The organism is Micromonospora sp. NPDC047756 (genome assembly GCF_055587245.1).
In genome coordinates, this window is sequence record NZ_JBVJGQ010000006.1 from 255127 (window position 1) to 272381 (window position 17255).

Here is a 17255-nt window from a genome sequence, read left to right on the forward strand (position 1 = left end):
GACGACGCGACGGTGGCGCGCTCGGCGACCGCACCGCCGCCGCCTGGAAGCCTAGGCGCGAAACGGCTGGTCGGAACCGTGCCGACGGGCGATCCGAACGGCCCGCCGGACATTTGATCGCGTCGATCAGGTTGATTGACGCCCGTCAGCGGCGGCGGCTAGGTTTCTGGACCATCGTCCAGGCGGGCGCCGTCAGCGGACGGCCCTGGGCTGCCACACGATGGAGGTTCCATGGCAACGGCAACCCCGAAGAGATGGCCTGTCATCGCCGCTGCGGCCGCGCTGTTGGTCGCCGGCGCACCCGCTGTCGTCGCCAGCGCCGGTCCGTCCGGCACCGCCGCCGGCCGACCCGACCCCCGCGCCGAGTGGGCGGGCAGTTGGGCCACCGCGGTCACCCGGGGCAACTCGGTCGGGCTGACGAACACCGGCCTCAACAACCAGAGCGTCCGGATGATCGTGCACGTCTCCGTGGGCGGCCCGGCGCTGCGGGTCCGCCTGAGCAACCTCTACGGCGAGCAGGCGGTGGCCGTCGGTCGCGCCACCGTCGCCCGGCCGAACACCGCTACCCCCGACGACCTCTCCGACATCGACGCGGCCTCGGTACGGCCGCTGACCTTCACCGGCGCCACCACGGCGACCATGAACCGGGGCGCGGAACTGCTCAGCGACCCGCTGGCCTTCCCGGTCGCCGACGACAGCGACCTGGTGGTCACCCTGCACTTCCCGACGCCGACCGGCCCGACCACGTTTCACGGGCAGTCCCAGCAGGCCAACTTCATCGGCGCCGGGGATCTGACCGGGGCGGCCGAGGGCACCGGCTTCACCACCCGTCCCACCTGCTGCTGGTTCTTCCTCTCCGGCGTCGACGTGCAGCGCAAGGGCAGCCCCGGCGCGCTGGTCGTGCTCAGCGACTCCATCGGTGACGGCAACGGCAGCACCGTCAATGCCAACCGGCGCTGGCCCGACCTGCTCTCCGACCGGTTGCTCGCCGACCGGCCGGACAAGCGCACCCCGGGTGTGCTCAACCTGAGCCTGGCCGGCAACCGGCTCAACCACGAGGGCACCGAGCCGGGCGACGGCAACTACCCGGGCTACTTCCAGCTCGGCCCGAACGCGGCGGCCCGGCTCAACGAGGACGTGTTTCCGCAGACCGGGGTGCGGACCGTCGTCACCCACCTGGGCATCAACGACATCTGGATGTCGAACGACTCACCCGAGGCGATCATCGGCACGCTGCGGCAGATCAACCAGCAGCTCCAACAGCGCGGGCTGACCAGTCTGGTGGCCACGCTCACCCCGTACGAGGGGCACGGCGCGCCGGGGGTGTGGACGCCGCAGAAGGAGGCCACCCGCCAGGCGGTGAACGCGTACCTGCGCGGCAGCAGGGAGTTCGACGGGCTGCTCGACTTCGACCGGGTGCTGCGCGACCCGGCGCGGCCCAGCCAGTTGCTGCCCGCGTACGACTCGGGGGACCACATCCACCCGAACGACGCCGGCAACCAGGCACTGGCGGACGCCGTGCCGCTGCGGCTGCTCGACCTGTGATCCGGACCGGGGGCGGCGGGTGATCCCCACCGCCCCCGGTCACCGACATCCTGGGGAGGATTTTGATCATGGAGGTAGGGGAGTTACTCACCGGCCTGTACAGCGAACAGGGCAGACAGGACCCGTACCCGTGGTACGCGCAGCTGCACCGGCTCGGCCCGATCAGCGCGGTGCCGGCGCGCGCCGAGCACCGTACGGTGGCCGCGGTCGCGGTCGGCTACGACCTCGTCGACGGGCTGCTGCGCGATCCAGAATGGACGAAACAGCCGCCGCCCGGCTGGCAGGAGCAGGAGATCCTGCGGACCTTCCAGACCTCGATGATGTTCGTCAACCCGCCCGATCACACCCGGATGCGGCACGTCTTCTCCCGCACCTTCACGCCGCGCCGGCTCGGCGCGCTGGAACCGGTGATCCTGCGGGTGGTCGACGAGCTGCTGGACCGGATGGCGGACGCCGGTAATGGCGTGGTCGACTTCGTGGCCGACTTCGCGTACCCGATTCCGGCCCTGGTGATGGCCGAGTTCATCGGCATCCCGCCCGCTGATCTGCCGTGGTACCGCGAGCGGGTGGAGTGGATCGACGACTTCCTGGACGTGTCGGGGAAGACCCCGCAGCGGCTGGCCGCGGCCAACACCGCCGCTGAGGAGTTGCGGGCCTTCTACCGGGAGTTGATCGGGCACCGCCGCCGGCTGCCCGGGGACGACCTGCTCAGCGCGTTGGTCGAGGCGCTCGACTCCGGGGAGGTGGAGCTGACCGAGGACGAGTTGGTCAGCAACCTGATCGTGCTGTTCAACGCCAGCTTCGTCACCACCGTCTACATGTTCAGCAACGGGCTGCCGTTGCTGCTGGCCCACCCGCGCACGGTCGCGGCGCTGCCCACCGACGCCACGCTGGCGCAGGGCTGCGTCGACGAGGTGCTGCGGTTGGCGAGCCCGGTGCACTTCCTGGCCCGCGCCGCGCCAGCCGACACCGTGCTGCACGGCGTGCCGGTCGCCACCGACGACAACGTGCTGATCATGATCGGCGCGGCCAACCGCGATCCGGCCCGTTTCCCGGCCCCGGACACCTTCGACCCGACCCGTCCCGGCCCGCCGTCGCTGGCCTTCGGGGTGGGTCTGCACTTCTGCCTCGGCGCGGCGGTGTCGCGGTTGGAGGGTCGCCTCGCGCTGCCCCGGCTGTTCGGCAGGTTCCCCGCGCTGACGGTCACCGAGACACCGGCATTCAGCGGCAGCCTGTTCCTGCGTGGCATCGACAAGCTGCTGGTCAGCACCGGCGGATAGGAGCGACATGGCAGTGCATCCGGAGGTGGCCGCGTACCGGGCGGCCCGCGCCGCGGCCGGCACCCCACCGCTGTACGCGCAGACCCTCTCCGAGGCGCGCGCCGCGGACCTGGCCGCGATCCGCGCCGGCAGCGGCGCGGTCGAGCCGGTGACCGAGGTACGCGACGAGCGGATCCCCGGCCCGGCCGGGGAGCTGCCGCTGCGGGTGTACCGACCGGCCGGGTCGGGACCGCTGCCCACCCTGCTGTACTTCTTCGGCGGCGGGTGGACGCTCGGCAGCATCGACACCGCCGACGGCATCTGCCGGCGGCTGGCCAACGCCGTGCCCTGTCAGGTGATCACCGTCGGCTACCGCCTCGCCCCGGAGCACCCCTTCCCGGCGGCGGTGCACGACTGCCACGCCGCCACCAGGTGGATCGCCCGGCACGCCGACCGGCTGGGCGCGGACCCGAGCCGGCTGGCGGTCGGTGGGGACAGCGCCGGTGGGAACCTGGCCGCCGCGGTCACCCTGCTCAGCCGTACGGACGGGCCGCCGCTCGCCGCGCAACTGCTGGTGTACCCGAACACCGACCAGAGCGGCGAGCCGGCCGGGGACGACGACCCGGCGCTGTTCAACCGCCGTTCGGTCGTCTGGTACCGGAGGAACTACCTGGTCGACCCGGCGCACGCCAGGGACCCGCTGGCCTCGCCGCTGCTGGCCGAGGACCTGTCCGGGTTGCCGCCGGCCCTGGTGGTCACCGCCGAACTGGATCCCCTGTGCGCCGAGGGGCAGCGGTACGCCGATCGGCTGCGCGACGCCGGCGTGCCCACCCGGCTGGCGCACTACCCCGGCATGATCCACGGGTTCTTCGCCATGCCGGGCACCTTCACCGACGGGCGGCGCGCGCAGGAAGACGCGGCGGCCTTCCTCCGCGAGCGCTTCGGATTGCCGGGCCCCGCGGGCTCGGGCGAGGCGGCCGGTGTGGCCGCGACGGGGCCCGGCGATGGGTGAGCGGGGGTTGGCCGACCGGCCGGCCGTGTCGCTCGCCGACTACGCCGAGCGCGCCCGGGCCGTGCTGCCGCCGGACGTGTGGGACTACCTGGCCGGCGGCAGCGCGGCGGAGGTGACCCTCGCCGCGAACCGTCACGCGCTGGACCGGGTCGCGGTGCTGCCCCGGGTGCTGCGCGGCGTGGACACCGTCGACCTCGGCACCCACCTGCTCGGCCGTCGGTACGCCATGCCGGTCGGGGTGGCGCCGATGGCGTACCAGCGGCTCGTGCACCCGGACGGAGAGCTGGCTCTGGCCGCGGCGGCCGGCGCGGCCGGAATCCCGTACCTGGCCAGCACGCTGGGCAGCACCCCCATCGAACAGGTCACCCGGACCGGCGCGGACGTCTGGTTCCAGCTCTACTGGCTGCGCGACCGGACGCTCGTGCGCGACCTGCTGGACCGGGTCGTCGCGGCCGGCTGTCGGGCGCTGGTGGTCACAGTGGACGTCCCGGTGCTCGGCCGACGTCCCCGGGACCTGCGCAACGCGTTCCGGCTACCGGCCGAGGTGGTGGCCGCGAACCTCCCCGACGGTCGCGACGCGTTGGCCCACTCCGGCGCCCCCGGGGTGTCCGCGATCGCCGCGCACACCGCCGCGTCGTTCGCGCCGGCGCTGCGCTGGACCGACCTGGCGTGGCTGCGCGAGCAGGTCGACCTGCCGCTGGTGGTCAAGGGGCTGCTGGACCCGCGCGACGCCACCGAGGCGGTACGGGTCGGCGCGGACGCGGTGGTCGTCTCCAACCACGGCGGGCGGCAACTGGACGGCTCACCGGCGAGCGTCACCATGCTGCCGGAGGTCGTCGACGCGGTCGGGGACGGCTGCCAGGTGCTGCTGGACAGCGGCATCCGGTGCGGCACCGACGTGCTGCGGGCGCTGGCGTTGGGTGCGGCCGGGGTGCTCGTCGGCCGACCGCTGCTCTGGGCGCTGGCCGCCGGTGGCGAACCGGCCGCCCGGGACGCGTTGGGGCTGCTGACCGCCGAGTTGACCGATGCGCTCACCCTGGCCGGCTGCGCCGATCCGGCGGCGGCCGGCCAGCTGCGTACCGTCGGGGTGGGCTGAGGAATGAGCGCTGCCGAACCGGTCGACCTGACCGTCGCCGACCTGCACCCCGCGCTGGGTGATCCGGCGCTGACCTCGATGAACTTCCTCAACGAGGTGTCCGAGCGCCACCCGAGGGCGGTGTCCCTCGCGGCCGGCCGGCCGTACGAGGAGTTCTTCGACGTCGCGGCGGTGCACCGGCACCTGGACACCTTCCACCGCCACCTCGTCGACGACCTGGGGCACCGGCCCGAGCAGGCCCGGCGGCTGCTGCTGCAGTACGGCCGGACCAAGGGCATCGTGCACCACCTGATCGCCCGCAACCTCGCCGTCGACGAGGGGATCACCGTCGACCCGGAGGACGTGGTGGTGACCGTCGGCTGCCAGGAGGCCATGTTCCTGGTGCTGCGGGCGTTACGGGCCGGGCCGGCGGACGTGCTGCTGGCGGTCGCCCCGACCTACGTCGGCCTGACCGGGGCGGCCCGGCTGGTGGACCTGCCGGTGTGGCCGGTCGCCGGTGGGCCGACCGGGGTCGACCTGGTGGACCTGGCCGACCAGGTGCGCCGGGCCCGGGCTGCGGGGCTGCGGCCGCGCGCCTGCTACCTGATGCCGGACTTCGCCAACCCCTCCGGCGTCAGTATCGACACCGCGCACCGGCAACGGTTGCTGAACCTGGCGGCGCAGGAGGATCTGCTGCTGCTGGAGGACAACCCGTACGGACTGTTCCACAGCGACGACGGGCCGCGCCCGCCCACCCTGAAGGCGTTGGACACCAGTCGGCGGGTCATCTACCTCGGCTCGTTCGCCAAGACCGTGCTCCCCGGGGCGCGGGTCGGCTACGTCGTCGCCGACCAGCGGGTCGGCGGCCCGGGCGGGCCGGTCGGCACGCTCGCCGACCAGCTCGCCATGATCAAGAGCATGGTCACCGTGAACACGTCGCCGATCGCGCAGGCGGTGATCGGCGGCCGGCTGCTGGAGCACGGTTGCAGCCTGGTGGCCGCCAACACCCGGGAGCGGTCCGCGTACACCCGGAATCTGCGCCATCTGGTGGCCGGCCTCACCCGGCGCTTTCCGGACCAGCCGGACCGGCTGGCTCAGGCGGATCAGCCCGGGGTGCGCTGGACGGTGCCGGCCGGCGGGTTCTTCGTGGTGGTGACCGTGCCGTTCGAAGTCGACGACGCGTTGCTGGACCGCTCGGCACGCGACTACGGGGTGCTGTGGACGCCGATGGCGCACTTCTACGACGACACCGCCCCGGTGTGCGCGTTGCGGTTGTCGGTGAGCACGGTCACACCGGAGCAGATCGACGTCGGGCTGGATCGCCTCGCGGCGCTGATCACCGACGAGTTGACTCGCCCGGCGGGTTGACACACCGCGTTCATCGGATGGCAATGCGCGACGACCCGCGTTCCGCCGTCCTCGGTGGACGGTCATAATAAGCCGCATGGTTGCCTGGGAGTACGCCCTGCTCGTCCGCCGTTATCAGGGACAGGGCCGCAATTTTCACGTCTCGTTCGTCTGGTACGCGCCGGACGGGTCACGTAAGGACATCACGGCCTACGGCGACACCGCCATCGCGCACCTCAACCGCGCCGGCCGGGAGGGGTGGGAGTTGGTCTCCGCCGCCGAGGACGTCAACAACGTCCAAGGCAGCACCGAAGTCCACCGCTACCACCTCAAGCGCCCCATGCCCTGACCCCACCCCCGTCCGCCCCGGTCCGCCCCTGTCCGCGTCGATCATGGAGTTGTGGTGGTGGGCAAAAGTCGCTACCCGCCCTCATTCGGGCACCACAACTCCATGATCGACGCGAGTCGGTCGGGTCAGCTCAGGTCGACGCCGGGGTAGAGCGGGTACGTGGCCAGCAGGTCGGTGGCCTGGCGGGCGATCTTGTCAGCCAGGCCGGCGTCCAGGGTGTACTTCGCCTTCGACGGGGTGCCGTCGGCGTTGGCACCGGCGGTGGTCTGGGTCAGCACGGTGTGGATCAACTCGGCGGTCTGGTCCATCTCGGCGGTGCCCAGGCCCCGGGTGGTCAGCGCCGGGGTGCCGATCCGGATGCCGGAGGTGTACCACGCCCCGTTCGGGTCCTGCGGCACCGAGTTGCGGTTGGTGACGATGCCCGAGTCGAGGAGGGCCTGCTCGGCCTGCCGGCCGGTGAGCCCGTAGCCGGACACGTCGATCAGCACCAGGTGGTTGTCGGTGCCGCCGGTGACGAGCGTCGCGCCCCGACGCAACAGCCCCTCGGCCAGGGCCTGCGAGTTGTCCACGATGCGCTGGGCGTAGTCGGCGAAGTCGGGCCGGCGGGCCTCGGCGAGCGCGACCGCCTTGGCGGCCATCACGTGCGGCAGCGGCCCGCCGAGCACCATCGGGCAGCCCCGGTCCACCTGGTCGGCCAGCTCCGGCTGGCAGAGCACCATGCCGCCGCGCGGGCCGCGCAGCGACTTGTGGGTGGTGGTCGTGACGATGTGCGCGTGCGGCACCGGGTCGAAGTCGCCGGTGAACACCTTGCCGGCCACCAGGCCCGCGAAGTGCGCCATGTCGACCATGAAGGTCGCGCCGACCGAGTCGGCGATCTCGCGCAGGATCCGGAAGTTCACCTTCCGGGGGTACGCGGAGTAGCCGCCAACCAGGATCAGCGGCTTGAACTCGCGGGCGGCCTCGGCCACCCGGTCGTAGTCGATCAGACCGGTCGCCGGGTCGGTGCCGTAACTGCGCTGGTCGAACATCTTGCCGGAGATGTTCGGCCGGAAACCGTGGGTGAGGTGGCCGCCGGCGTCCAGCGACATGCCGAGCATCCGCTGGTTGCCCAGCTCGCGGCGCAACGCGAACCAGTCGGCCTCGGTGAGGTCGTTGACCTGGCGGACCTGGGCCTTCTTCAGGGCGGGGGACTCCACCCGGTCGGCCAGCACCGCCCAGAAGGCGACCAGGTTGGCGTCGATGCCCGAGTGCGGCTGCACGTACGCGTGCGCGGCGCCGAACAGCTCCCGGGCGTGCTCGGCGGCGAGCGCCTCGACGGTGTCGACGTTCTGGCAGCCGGCGTAGAAGCGGCGGCCGACGGTGCCCTCGGCGTACTTGTCGCTGAACCAGTTGCCCATGGCCAGCAGGGTCGCCGGGGAGGCGTAATTTTCGCTGGCGATCAGCTTGAGTGACTCCCGCTGGTCGGTCAGCTCGGCGCCGATGGCGTCGGCGACCCGCGGCTCGACAGCCCGGATCACCTCAAGGGCACTCCGGAATGCGGTGGACTCGGCGTTGCGGGACATGCGACCTCCAACAGACGTGCGGGAAGGCCCAGGCGCTCGGCAAACGTCCACGTGACGAGGCCGCTCCCCGATGGTTCTCCATCCCCACGCGCCAGTAACGGCCCGGGAGGATCCTACCGGGCCGGGACCGGCCGTTCGGGCCGCCCTCCGGGAGGCGACCCCGCCGACGTGATTGGGCGATGCGACGCGGGGCACACGGTAGGTGACCACCGCACCGGCACGGGATGCGGCAGGTTTCGCACAGAAGGAGTCGAGAACATGACCACACCCACCTCCGACCGGCCGCTCGCCCTGGTGACCGGGGCCTCCAGCGGGATCGGGTACGAGCTGGCGGCGCAGTTCGTCGAGCACGGCTTCGACCTGGTCATCGCGGCCGAGGACCACGGGATCGAGGTGGCCGCGCAGAAGCTGCGCCGCGACGGCGGCCCGCAGGTCTGGTCGGTCCGCGTCGATCTGGCCCGCGAGCAGGGCGTGACAGAACTGGTGGCCGCCGTCACCGCGACCGGACGACCGCTGGACGCGCTGGCCCTCAACGCCGGTCGGGGCGCTGGTGGCGCCTTCGTCGGCGGCACCGACCTCGCCGACGAGTTGGAGATCGTCGACCTCAACGTGCGTTCGACGGTGCACCTGGCGAAGCGGCTGCTGCCCGGGATGGTCGAGCGGGGCGCCGGCCGGGTCCTGTTCACCTCGTCGATCGCCGCCACGATGCCGGGGCCGTTCCAGGCGGTCTACAACGCGTCGAAGTCGTTCGTGCAGTCCTTCGCCGAGGCGCTGCGCAACGAGCTGAAGGACAGCGGCGTCACGGTGACCTCGCTGATGCCCGGGCCGACCGACACGGAGTTCTTCGACCGGGCCGACATGGAGCACACCCGGGTCGGCTCGGGTAGGAAGGACGACCCGGCGACCGTCGCCGAGCAGGGCTTCGAGGCGATGATGAAGGGTGATCAGACGATCACCGCCGGCTCGCTGATCAACAAGGTGCAGACCGCCGCCGGCAAGATCATTCCGGACCGGCTCAAGTCCGAGCAACACCGCCACCTGGCCAAGCCCGGCTCCAGCAGCTAACCCCCCGCCCCGCCCCCGCTACTTCTCCTGCTCCCGCTCCTTCTCCCGCGATCTTGCACTTTCTGTCGTGACAAAACGGCACGAGACATCGCTAAGCGGCAACCGAAAGTGCAAGATCGCGGGGGAGTCCGGGGGCGGGGCGGGACGGGGCGGGGCGGGGAAGGGCCCGGCATGACGCCGGGCCCTTCGGTGTGAGCGGGTGCCTCAGGCTGTCACCGCGTCGAGCGCCTTCTTGATCGCTTTCGGGGCGGTGGGGGTACGCGGCGCGTCCGCGCGCAGCGCGATCATCTTCTCGCCGATCTCCTGGAGCTGCTTGCGGCCCAGCGCGTCGCGGACCTTGGGGAACCACTCCTGCTCTTCCTCCTCGACGTGGTGCGTGACGTTCTCGATCAGCACCGTCGTCTTGGCGTTGAACCGCTCGTCGTCGGCGTCCATGCTGGCCAGCTCGGCGCAGAGCACGTCGGCGACGTGGTGTTCCTCGTACGACTCGAGGATGTCGTCCTCCAGGTCGGGCAGCAGTCGGCGGACCTCCGGGTACATCACCTCGTTCTCCAGGTAGGTGTGCACGGTCAGCGCTTCAAGGATCTGGTCCACCAGCTTCTGCCGCTGGCTCGCCGGCCCCTCCTCGGCGTCCTGGAAGGCCTTGAAGAGGCGGCGCATGTCCTTGTGGTCCTCTTTGAGTAGGACGATGGCATCGGTCGACACCGGTATGACCTCCCTGAACAGTCTCGGCTGGTGGGGTTCCGGTACCCCGACGCCGAACGCGGAAACAGGTGAAACCGCCTCAGACCATCGCCAGGGTGCGGGGGATCTCGTCGAGCAACTCCCGGGCCAGAAAGCCGATCCGGCCGTAGCGGGGAATCAGCCGCTGGCCGCTCACCGAGTGCGCGAACGAGCCCCAGCAGGCCGCCTGCGCCGGGTCGGCGCCTCGGGACAACAGCCCCGCCAGCAACCCGGCGAGCACGTCCCCGCTGCCGGAGGTGCCCAGCCCGGCGTCGCCGCTCTCCTCCCGCCAACCCCGCCCGTCCGGTGCGGCCACGTGCCCGTACAGCGACACCACCGCCTCGTACCGGGCGGCCACCTCGGCCGCCTCGGAGTCCAGGTCGTCGCCGGGCGCCCGGCCGAGCAGATGCTCGGCCTCGGTGACGTTGGGGGTGAGCACCACGGGCCGGCCCGAGCCGACCAGCAGGTCCGGTGCGTGGCTGAGCGCGCCCAGGGCGTACGCGTCGAGCACCAGTGACGTGTCCGGACGGGCCGCCTCCAGGACCAGGCCCAGCAGGCGGTTGGTCTCGTCGATCGCCTTCAGGCCGGGGCCGATCGCCACCACGTCGGCCTGCGCGACCAGGTCACCGAGCTGGCCGTCCCGGTCGGCGGCCACCGCGCCGTCGGCGGTCTCCGGCAGGCCGACCACCAGCGCCTCGGGCACCTGGATGCTCAGCGCGGCCGCGGTGGACTCGGCGGCGGCGAGCTGGAGCACCCCGGCACCGGCGCGCAATGCGGCCACCCCGGCGAGCAGCACCGCGCCCGGTGTGAAGCGGGAACCGCCGACCACCAGCACGGTGCCCCGGCTCTCCTTCCCGCCGACCGGCACCGGCAGTGCCCAGTCCCGCAGCAACGCCGGGGTGATCACCTTCACCTCAGACCGGCTCGGCATGGATCTCGTCCTCCCTGGTCGGCTGGGCGCCCTGCTGACGCAGGTGCGCGACGTCGTTGAAGGCGGTGAGGGCAAGGCGGTCGTCGCCGTCCGCCGACCACTCCGTGATCGAACAGTTGGCGATGACGTCCTGCCGGGTGAGCGCCATCAGCTCGTCCTCGGTCAACCCCTCCAGCAGATAGCGAAGCAGGAAGACCAGCGCGTCGTGGCCGAAGAGCAGCAGCCGGCAACCGTCGTGGTCACGGCGCAGGTCGCCCAGCAGCGTCCGCAGCCGCAACGCCACATCGGTCCAGGACTCCCCGCCCGGCGGCCGGTAGTAGAACTTGCCCAACCGCTCCCGACGTTCGGCCTCGTCCGGGTGCCGCCGGCGCACCCCGTGCCCGGTCAGCCCGTCGAGGATGCCCAGCTCCCGGTCGCGCAGCCGTTCGTCGCGGTGGACGGGAATGTCGGTGCCGGCCAGCGCCAGCCGCGAGGTCTGCACCGCGCGCAGGTACGGCGATACCACCGCCACATCCGGCCGCCTCGCCTCCGGCAGTGCGGCCAGCCAACGGCCGGTGGCCCGGGCCTGCTCCTCGCCGGTCGCGGAGAGCGGCACGTCGGCGTCGCGATGGGTGAGGTCGATCAGCTCCGCGCCCGACGCCTCGGCGTGCGTCGCCGCGACGTTCGCGGTGCTCTCGCCGTGCCGGACGATCCAGAGGGTTGCCAGTTCCGCCATGCGGCCCCCCTACCCGGGCGCCGCCGACGGTAACCGTGTCCGGTGGTCGCTGTCGGTTTCGGGGCAGCGCCGCGACCTGGCGATGCGAAACACTGTGCGCCGGACAGGTGACGGGGGTCGACAATGACTGTCTTGCGAGGTCTGCGGGAAGCGGTCCTGTTGTTCGTGGTGATCGGGGCGCTGGTCGCGGTCGCGGCGATGATCTGGGTGGCGGTCGCCGGCGGTGACTACACCGCTCGGCTGGGCATCGGGTTGGTGGTCGTGGGCGGGCTCATCGGCATGACGGGCGACCTGACACTGAGCCGGATCAGCATGCTCGGTGCACGCGCCACCTTCAGTGCCGAGCCGGAGCGGGAGACGGCCGGCGGTGGGCGCGTGCTCACCGGGGTCGGCATCTTCCTCTTTGTCGGGCTGCCACTGGTCGTGGTCGGCGTGCTGCTGCTCTCCTGACCGGGCCGTCGAGGGTTGTCTCCGCTGGCGCCGCGCCAGTGTCCGCTCGGTGGCCGTACGGTGCGCTCGCGCGTCGTACCCTCAGGGGCGTGGCCACGGCGGCGGAGGAGATCGAGGTGGGGGAGCGGCTGGTCCGCGTCTCCAGCCCGGACAAGCCATACTTTCCCGAGCGTGGGCTGACCAAGCTGGACGTGGTCCGCTACTTCCTGGCGGTGGGCGACGGCATCCTGCGCGCGTTGCGGGACCGGCCGACCATGCTGGAACGCTGGCCCCGTGGCGTCTTCGAGGGCGCGACGATCGCCACCCGGCAGACCAACCGGGGCGACGCGTTCTACCAGAAGCGGCTGCCGGCGGGTGCGCCCGAGTGGGTGCGAACGGCGCACATCACGTTCCCCAGTGGCCGGACCGCCGACGAGGTCGCGCCGAGCGAGTTGGCAGTGGTCATCTGGGCGGCCAACCTGGGCACCCTGCGGTTCCATCCGTGGCCGGTCACCGCCGCCGACGTGGAACGCCCCGACCAGTTGCGCATCGACCTGGACCCGATGCCCGGCGTCGGTTTCGAGCAGGTGGTGCCGGTGGCGCACGAGGTGCGGGCGTTCCTCGCGGAGCTGGGCATGACCGGTTACCCGAAGACCACCGGCGGTCGGGGGTTGCACGTCTACCTGTCGATCGAGCCGCGGTGGAGCTTCGGTGACTGCCGTCGGGCGGTGCTCGCGCTGGGCCGGGAGATGCAGCGCCGGCTGCCGGACCTGGTCACCACCACCTGGTGGCGCGACCAACGGGACCGGCCGGTCTTCGTCGACTACAACCAGATGGCCCGGGACCATACGGTGACCTCGGCGTACTCGATCCGGCCGACGCCGGCCGCGCTGGTCTCCGCGCCGCTGGACTGGTCGGAGCTGGACGACGTCCGTCCGGAGGACTTCGACGTGCTCAGCATGCCGGCCCGGTTCGCCGAGCGCGGCGACCCGCACGCGGGCCTGGACGGTGACCGGCACTCGTTGGAACCGTTGCTGGAACTGGCCGACCGGGACGGGCTGGAGGCCCCGCCGGAGCGCTGAGGTCGGCGGTCACGCCCAGGGGCTGCCAACCCCGTCGAACTCCTCGAAGACCAGCCAGGTGCGGGTCGACAGCACCCCGGGAATGCTCTGCACCCGACCCAGCACCACGTCACGCAGCGCGGCGTTGTCCGGCGCGCGCACCAGCGCGAGCACGTCGTGGTCACCGCCGAGCAACGCGGCGTGCTCGATGTAGCGCACCTGGGCCAGCTCGGCCGACACCTCCCGCCAGGTGTTCTGCTCGATGGTCAGGGCGATGTACGCCGACGTGCCCAGCCCGGCCGCCTCGGGCGCCACCTGGGCCCGGAACCCGGTGATCACCCCGTCGCGCAGCAACCGCTCCACCCGCGCGTACGCGTTGGTGCGGGAGATGTGGATCCGCTCGGCGAGGGTGCGCACCGACGTCCGGCCGTCGCGGACCAGCTCGTCGAGGATCCGCCGGTCGACCTCGTCCAACGCTCGGGCCGATCGTCCCGATCCCGCGCCCCGGCCTGCTTCGTCGGCGGTCTCCTGGCTCACTGGTACACCCTCCGCATGCCAACCGTCCCGCCTTCTGTGTCGATCTTGAGTCAATCATCCACAAGCGGAAGCATAGGCTCACCACACGTCCCAGGAGGTTCCGCCGTGACGACCACTCCCCAGGCGGTCCGCAGGGCATCCCCGCGCACCCGTCGAACGGTCACCCCGCCCGACCCGGCGCGCTCGTTGCTACCGGACGCCGAGCCGGTCCGCCTGCTCGCCGAGAACGGCACGCCGCTGCCCGCCCGCGCCGACTACCCCGAACCACCCGCCGAGGCGCTGCGCGAGCTGTACCGCCGGATGGTGCTCGGCCGCCGCTTCGACACCCAGGCGACCGCCCTGACCAAGCAGGGCCGGCTGGCCGTCTACCCGTCCTCGCGGGGTCAGGAAGCGTGCCAGGTCGGCGCGGTCCTCGCGGTCCGCGACACCGACTGGGTCTTCCCCACGTACCGCGAGTCGATGGCGCTGGTTGCCCGAGGCATCGACCCCGTCGAGGTGCTCACCCTGCTGCGTGGCGACTGGCACTGCGGCTACGACCCGACCGAGGTGCACACCGCGCCGCAGTGCACCCCGCTGGCCACCCAGTGCGTGCACGCCGCCGGGCTGGCGCACGGCGAGGCGTACCAGGGTCGCGACACCGTGGCGCTGGCCTTCATCGGCGACGGCGCCACCAGCGAGGGCGACTTCCACGAGGGGATCAACTTCGCCGCCGTGTTCAAGGCGCCGGTGGTCTACTTCGTGCAGAACAACAGGTACGCGATCAGCGTCCCGCTGTCGCGCCAGACCGCCGCGCCGTCGCTGGCCTACAAGGGCGTCGGCTACGGCGTACCCAGTGAGCAGGTCGACGGCAACGACCCGGTCGCGGTGCTCGCCGTGCTCACCCGCGCGGTCGCCCACGCCCGGGCCGGCAAGGGACCGTTCCTGGTCGAGGCGCACACCTACCGGATGGAGCCGCACACCAACGCCGACGACGCCAGTCGCTACCGCGACGGCGCCGAGGTCGACGCCTGGCGCGACCGGGACCCGGTCGCCCGGCTGGAGACCTACCTGCGCGCCCGCGGTGTGCTCGACGACGCGGCCGTCGCCGAGATCGTCGAGCAGGCCGAGGCGTCCGCGGCGGACCTGCGGACCCGGATGAACGAGCAGCCCACCGTCGATCCGCTGAGCCTCTTCGACCACGTGTACGCCGAGCCCACCCCGCAGCTTGTCGAACAGCGTGAGCAGGTCCGCGCCGAGCTGGCCGCCGCGCACGCCGAGGAGGGCGACGCCTGATGGCAACCACCATGGCGAAGGCGCTCAACACCGCGCTCGCCGACGCGCTCGCCGCCGACGACCGGGTCGTCGTCTTCGGTGAGGACGTCGGCGCGCTCGGTGGCGTCTTCCGGATCACCGACGGCCTCCAGGCCCGCTTCGGCGAGACCCGCTGCTTCGACACCCCCCTCGCCGAGGCCGGCATCGTCGGCTTCGCCGTCGGCATGGCCATGTCCGGCCTGCGCCCGGTGGTCGAGATGCAGTTCGACGCGTTCGCGTACCCGGCGTTCGAGCAGATCGCCTCGCACGTGGCGAAGCTGCGCAACCGCACCCGGGGCGCGCTGAGCGTGCCGATCGTGATCCGCGTGCCGTACGCGGGCGGGATCGGCGGGGTCGAGCACCACTGCGACTCGTCCGAGGCGTACTACGCGCACACCCCCGGACTGAAGGTGGTCACCCCGGCGACGGTCGACGACGCGTACTCGCTGCTGCGCGAGGCCATCGAGGACCCCGACCCGGTGGTCTTCATGGAGCCCAAGAAGCTCTACTTCGCCAGCGCCGAGGCGTCCCTGCCGACCCGCAACGAGCCGTTCGGCCGGGCCGTCGTGCGCCGGCCCGGACGCGACGCCACCCTGGTGGCGTACGGGCCGGCGGTGCCGGTCGCGCTGGAGGCCGCCGAGGCCGCCCGGGAGGAGGGATGGGACCTGGAGGTCGTCGACGTCCGCACCATCGTGCCGTTCGACGACGAGACCATCGCCGCCTCGGTCCGGCGTACCGGCCGGTGCGTGGTGATCCAGGAGGCGCCCGGGTTCGCGGGCGTCGGCGCGGAGATCGCCGCCCGGGTGCAGGAGCGCTGCTTCCACGCGCTGCACGCCCCGGTGCTGCGGGTCGCCGGGCTGGACATCCCGTACCCGGCGCCGATGCTGGAGCACACCCACCTGCCCGGCGTGGACCGGGTGCTCGACGCGGTGGCCCGCCTGCAGTGGGACGACCAGCCGGACGCGCGTTGGGCGGCGGCATGACCATCGTCGAACGGACACAGGTCTTCCTCCTGCCCGACCTGGGCGAAGGTCTGAGCGAGGCCGAGATCGTCGAGTGGCGGGTCGCCGTGGGTGACGTGGTCACCGTCGACCAGAGCGTGGTCGAGGTGGAGACCGCCAAGGCCGTCGTCGACGTGCCCTGCCCGTATGCCGGCCGGGTGGTCACCCTGCACGGCGCGGCCGGTGAGGTACGCCCGGTCGGCCAGCCGTTGATCACCATCGCGCCGCTGGACGGGGGCGACGAGCCCGCCGGGCACGCCACCTACCGCGAGGAGGAGCGGGCCGGCTCGGGCAACGTGCTGATCGGGTACGGCACCGGCCACGGCACCGCCACCCGCCGCCGGCGTCGGCCCCGGCTGGCGGTGGCCCCCGAACCGGCTGACGCCGGCCCGACTAGCGCGGCTGCCGTGTCGCGCGACCCGGCACCGCCCTCCGCAGCCCTGGTCATCTCGCCGATCGTGCGGCGGCTGGCCCGCGAGCACGGCGTCGACCTCGACACGGTGCGGGGCACCGGACCCGGGGGTGTGATCCGCCGCGCCGACGTGGAGGCCGCGCTGACCGCGCCCGCCGCCCGGCTCGCCGCCGTGCCGGACCCGCAGGCCGGGTCGACCCCCGCGGGGGACGGCGATGTCATCGTCGCGCTGACCGGCGTCCGCAAGGTGATCGCCGACAAGCTCTCCCGCAGCCGGCGGGAGATCCCGGAGGTGACCATCTGGGTCGACGTGGACGCCACCGCTCTGGTGGAGACCCGCGCCGCGATCAACGCCGCGACGCCCGACGCGCCGGTGAGCATCCTGGCCCTGCTGGCCCGGATCTGCCTCAGCGGACTACGCCGGTACCCGCAGCTCAACGCCCGGGTCGACACCGAGGCGCAGCGCATCGTCCAGTCCGCCGGGGTGCACCTCGGCATCGCCGCGCAGACCGACCGGGGGCTCCTGGTGCCGGTGGTGCGCGACGCCCAGCGGCTCACCACCGCCGAGCTGGCCGCCGAACTGGCGGCCACCACCGCCGCCGCGCGGGCCGGCAGCCTGCCCCCGGCCCGGCTGACCGGTGGCACCTTCACCCTCAACAACTACGGGGTGTTCGGCGTCGACGGCTCCACGCCGATCATCAACCACCCCGAGGCGGCCCTGCTCGGGGTCGGACGGATCGTGGACAAGCCGTGGGTGGTCGACGGGCAGCTCGCCGTCCGCAAGGTGACCCAGCTCAGCCTCACCTTCGATCACCGGGTCTGCGACGGCGGAGTGGCCGGCGGCTTCCTGCGGCACGTCGCCGACTGCGTGGAGCGACCGGCGCTGCTGATCGCCGCCGTCTGACGCGTACCCCCTTCGGCCCCGGTGCCGCCCGAGCGGCG

Annotated in this window: 17 protein-coding genes and 1 riboswitch; of the genes, 12 read left to right on the top strand and 5 right to left on the bottom strand. The window is 72.4% G+C overall.

Features of this window, described 5'->3' with window-relative positions:
- The first annotated feature begins 264 nt into the window (after positions 1-264).
- The 6 genes from ACZ6NZ_RS21190 to ACZ6NZ_RS21215 all read left to right on the top strand — a co-directional run bounded on the left by ACZ6NZ_RS21190 (position 265) and on the right by ACZ6NZ_RS21215 (position 6587).
- Positions 265-1545: an SGNH/GDSL hydrolase family protein gene (locus ACZ6NZ_RS21190; protein ID WP_465860112.1), complete on the top strand. Its 1281-nt coding sequence runs from the start codon at positions 265-267 to the stop codon at positions 1543-1545.
- A gap of 68 nt (positions 1546-1613) precedes the next feature.
- Positions 1614-2825: a cytochrome P450 gene (locus ACZ6NZ_RS21195; RefSeq protein ID WP_465859744.1), complete on the top strand. Its 1212-nt coding sequence runs from the start codon at positions 1614-1616 to the stop codon at positions 2823-2825.
- Between the two features lie 7 nt (positions 2826-2832).
- Positions 2833-3816, top strand: coding sequence for an alpha/beta hydrolase (locus tag ACZ6NZ_RS21200; RefSeq protein ID WP_465859746.1), 984 nt, complete (start codon positions 2833-2835; stop codon positions 3814-3816).
- Entirely contained in the window at positions 3809-4912 is a 1104-nt protein-coding gene (locus ACZ6NZ_RS21205) for an alpha-hydroxy acid oxidase (protein ID WP_465859748.1), read from the top strand. Before ACZ6NZ_RS21200 ends, ACZ6NZ_RS21205 begins: the two co-directional genes overlap by 8 nt.
- Before the next feature lie 3 nt (positions 4913-4915).
- Positions 4916-6259 (top strand): aminotransferase-like domain-containing protein, encoded by a 1344-nt coding sequence (locus ACZ6NZ_RS21210; protein WP_465859750.1) that lies wholly within the window; start codon positions 4916-4918, stop codon positions 6257-6259.
- Between the two features lie 67 nt (positions 6260-6326).
- The gene (locus tag ACZ6NZ_RS21215) at positions 6327-6587 is read left to right on the top strand and encodes a hypothetical protein (RefSeq protein WP_366612622.1); all 261 of its coding nucleotides are present in this window, start codon (positions 6327-6329) and stop codon (positions 6585-6587) included.
- Between the two features lie 125 nt (positions 6588-6712).
- Here ACZ6NZ_RS21215 and ACZ6NZ_RS21220 read toward each other — a convergent pair whose 3' ends face one another.
- On the bottom strand, positions 6713-8149 hold the full coding sequence (locus ACZ6NZ_RS21220) for a glycine hydroxymethyltransferase (RefSeq protein ID WP_366612573.1): 1437 nt from the start codon (positions 8147-8149) through the stop codon (positions 6713-6715).
- A 19-nt stretch (positions 8150-8168) separates the two neighbouring features.
- Positions 8169-8258, bottom strand: a riboswitch (ZMP/ZTP riboswitch).
- 149 nt (positions 8259-8407) lie between these two features.
- Between ACZ6NZ_RS21220 and ACZ6NZ_RS21225 the strand changes: the two genes are divergently transcribed.
- Positions 8408-9214, top strand: a complete 807-nt coding sequence (locus ACZ6NZ_RS21225; RefSeq protein ID WP_465859752.1) for an SDR family NAD(P)-dependent oxidoreductase — start codon at positions 8408-8410, stop codon at positions 9212-9214.
- A 204-nt stretch (positions 9215-9418) separates the two neighbouring features.
- Here the strand turns inward: ACZ6NZ_RS21225 and ACZ6NZ_RS21230 are convergent, their stop codons facing one another.
- The 3 genes from ACZ6NZ_RS21230 to ACZ6NZ_RS21240 all read right to left on the bottom strand — a co-directional run bounded on the left by ACZ6NZ_RS21230 (position 9419) and on the right by ACZ6NZ_RS21240 (position 11583).
- A complete protein-coding gene (locus tag ACZ6NZ_RS21230; RefSeq protein ID WP_465859754.1) occupies positions 9419-9919 on the bottom strand; it encodes a hemerythrin domain-containing protein in 501 nt (166 codons plus the stop codon).
- Positions 9920-9998: 79 nt separating this feature from the next.
- Positions 9999-10868, bottom strand: a complete 870-nt coding sequence (locus ACZ6NZ_RS21235) for an NAD(P)H-hydrate dehydratase (RefSeq protein WP_366612570.1) — start codon at positions 10866-10868, stop codon at positions 9999-10001.
- Positions 10852-11583 (bottom strand): histidine phosphatase family protein, encoded by a 732-nt coding sequence (locus ACZ6NZ_RS21240; protein ID WP_465859756.1) that lies wholly within the window; start codon positions 11581-11583, stop codon positions 10852-10854. Before ACZ6NZ_RS21240 ends, ACZ6NZ_RS21235 begins: the two co-directional genes overlap by 17 nt.
- 123 nt (positions 11584-11706) lie before the next feature.
- Between ACZ6NZ_RS21240 and ACZ6NZ_RS21245 the strand changes: the two genes are divergently transcribed.
- Together ACZ6NZ_RS21245 and ACZ6NZ_RS21250 are read left to right on the top strand one after the other, a co-directional pair.
- On the top strand, positions 11707-12033 hold the full coding sequence (locus tag ACZ6NZ_RS21245) for a hypothetical protein (protein WP_465859758.1): 327 nt from the start codon (positions 11707-11709) through the stop codon (positions 12031-12033).
- Between the two features lie 89 nt (positions 12034-12122).
- A complete protein-coding gene (locus ACZ6NZ_RS21250) occupies positions 12123-13094 on the top strand; it encodes a DNA polymerase domain-containing protein (RefSeq protein ID WP_465859760.1) in 972 nt (323 codons plus the stop codon).
- A 9-nt stretch (positions 13095-13103) separates the two neighbouring features.
- Here ACZ6NZ_RS21250 and ACZ6NZ_RS21255 read toward each other — a convergent pair whose 3' ends face one another.
- Positions 13104-13610 (bottom strand): Lrp/AsnC family transcriptional regulator, encoded by a 507-nt coding sequence (locus ACZ6NZ_RS21255; protein WP_387354722.1) that lies wholly within the window; start codon positions 13608-13610, stop codon positions 13104-13106.
- Positions 13611-13715: 105 nt separating this feature from the next.
- Between ACZ6NZ_RS21255 and pdhA the strand changes: the two genes are divergently transcribed.
- Genes pdhA through ACZ6NZ_RS21270 form a run of 3 tightly spaced genes read left to right on the top strand, consistent with a single transcriptional unit; the run spans position 13716 to position 17217 of the window.
- Positions 13716-14882, top strand: a complete 1167-nt coding sequence (gene pdhA / locus ACZ6NZ_RS21260) for a pyruvate dehydrogenase (acetyl-transferring) E1 component subunit alpha (protein ID WP_465859762.1) — start codon at positions 13716-13718, stop codon at positions 14880-14882.
- Positions 14879-15883 carry an alpha-ketoacid dehydrogenase subunit beta gene (locus tag ACZ6NZ_RS21265; protein WP_465860113.1) on the top strand — a complete coding sequence of 335 codons (1005 nt, stop codon included), beginning with the start codon at positions 14879-14881 and terminating at the stop codon, positions 15881-15883. Before pdhA ends, ACZ6NZ_RS21265 begins: the two co-directional genes overlap by 4 nt.
- A complete protein-coding gene (locus ACZ6NZ_RS21270; RefSeq protein ID WP_465859764.1) occupies positions 15880-17217 on the top strand; it encodes a dihydrolipoamide acetyltransferase family protein in 1338 nt (445 codons plus the stop codon). The genes ACZ6NZ_RS21265 and ACZ6NZ_RS21270 overlap by 4 nt, the downstream gene beginning before the upstream one ends.
- The last annotated feature ends 38 nt before the right edge of the window (positions 17218-17255 follow it).